The sequence below is a fragment of the Gloeocapsopsis sp. IPPAS B-1203 genome, assembly GCF_002749975.1.
Classification (GTDB): domain Bacteria; phylum Cyanobacteriota; class Cyanobacteriia; order Cyanobacteriales; family Chroococcidiopsidaceae; genus Gloeocapsopsis.
Genome location: NZ_PEIG01000054.1, coordinates 1 through 255, shown reverse-complemented (window position 1 = coordinate 255; position 255 = coordinate 1). Strand labels below are relative to the sequence as shown.

At 40.4% G+C, this 255-nt stretch carries 1 protein-coding gene; it reads right to left on the bottom strand.

The annotated features are described in order from the left end of the window. Positions 1 to 255, bottom strand: a 255-nt coding sequence (locus tag CSQ79_RS26960; protein ID WP_502693974.1) for a DDE-type integrase/transposase/recombinase, incomplete at both ends; no start/stop codon positions are given.

Below are 255 nucleotides of genomic sequence, written 5' to 3'. Positions count from 1 at the left end.
CTATAAAGCGACTGTACACGTCAATGATTGCTGTCAAGTACATAAATCCCTTTTTCATAGGGATATAGGTGATGTCAATCTGCCATACCTGATTGGCTCTCTCTATACAAAGATTACCCAACAAATAGGGCATGATATACTTGGCCTGACCTAGGCGAGAAAGATTTTTCTTTGGATATATCGCTTCAATCCCCATCTTTCGTAACAGCCTCCTTACACGCTTTTCATTCACCTCGTATCCCATATCCTTCAAAA